A 1,141-nucleotide genomic window follows, 5' to 3' on the forward strand; every position below is an offset into this window, starting at 1 on the left:
CGCCACCGGCAACATGGGCCTGGCCATCCTGGGCGCCTCCGTCATGGCCGTGGTCTTCGCCGGGCACACCGCCGTCATCCACATCCTGATCGTGGAACTGTTCCCCACCCGCGTCCGCTACTCGGCGTACGGGCTGGGCTACAACATCTCCTCCGCGCTCTTCGGCGGCACCGCCCCGCTGCTCATGACCTGGCTGATTTCCAGCACGGGCAACATCTACATGCCGGCGTTCTACGCCGTCGTCACCGCCCTGGGCACCCTTGCCGCGGTCAGCACGGTCAAGGACCGCGCCCACGAACCGCTGCGCGACGCCTGAGTTTTTCCTTCTTTCCCGTCCTTTCACGCCCGACGCCGGCCCCCGTCTTTTGCGGCGCCGGCACCATCCGAGACTTCCGGAGTAAACATGTCCTTCTCTGACTACACCACGGCCATTGTCACCGGCGCTTCCACCGGCATGGGCGCCGCCATTTCCGAGCGCCTCGCCAAGCGCGGCCTGACCGTCCACGCTTTTGCCCGCAACGAATCCCGGCTGCAGGAACTGGCTGACCGGACCGGCGCCGTACCGCACGCCGTCGACCTCACGGACACGGCCGCCGTCGCCGCCGCGCTGGAGGGCCTGGAGGTGGACGTCCTGGTCAACTGCGCAGGAGTGTCCCGTCCGGGGAACATCCTGGACTCCGAGGAATCGGACATCGACGAACTGATCGACGTGAACCTCCGCGGCCTCCTCCAGCTGACCCGCCTGGTGCTGCCAGGCATGGTGGAGCGGGACCTCGGCCACATCGTGAACATCAGCTCGATCGCCGGCACGTACAACTTCTACGGCCACACCGTCTACCACGCCACCAAGGCCGCTGTGCACCAGATCTCCCGCCAGCTCCGCAACGACACCGTGGGCAAGCGCATCCGCGTCACCGAGATCTGCCCCGGCCGTGTGGAGACCGAGATCTTCGGCCGCAACATGGGCGGCACGCCGGAGGCCATGGAAGAGGCGTGGAAGACGTACTACGAAGGCTACGAATCGCTTACCACCGATGACATCGTCGAAGCCCTGGACTATGCCGTGGGCACCCCGCGGCACGTGAACGTGGGAATGCTCGAGATCATGCCCACCTTCCAGGTCCCCGGCGGCCTGGTGTTC

General features: G+C 66.5%; 2 protein-coding genes. Both read left to right on the plus strand.

Annotated features, from left to right (window positions below; translation table 11 throughout):
- On the plus strand, positions 1–316 hold a 316-nt coding region (locus tag BIU82_RS15935), incomplete at its 5' end, for an MFS transporter (protein WP_139146654.1).
- A gap of 87 nt (positions 317–403) precedes the next feature.
- The coding region (locus BIU82_RS15940) for an SDR family oxidoreductase (protein ID WP_070350453.1) at positions 404–1,141 on the plus strand (738 nt) is incomplete at its 3' end.

This window comes from Arthrobacter sp. SW1, from assembly GCF_001766675.1.
In the GTDB taxonomy this organism is placed as follows: Bacteria; Actinomycetota; Actinomycetes; order Actinomycetales; family Micrococcaceae; genus Arthrobacter.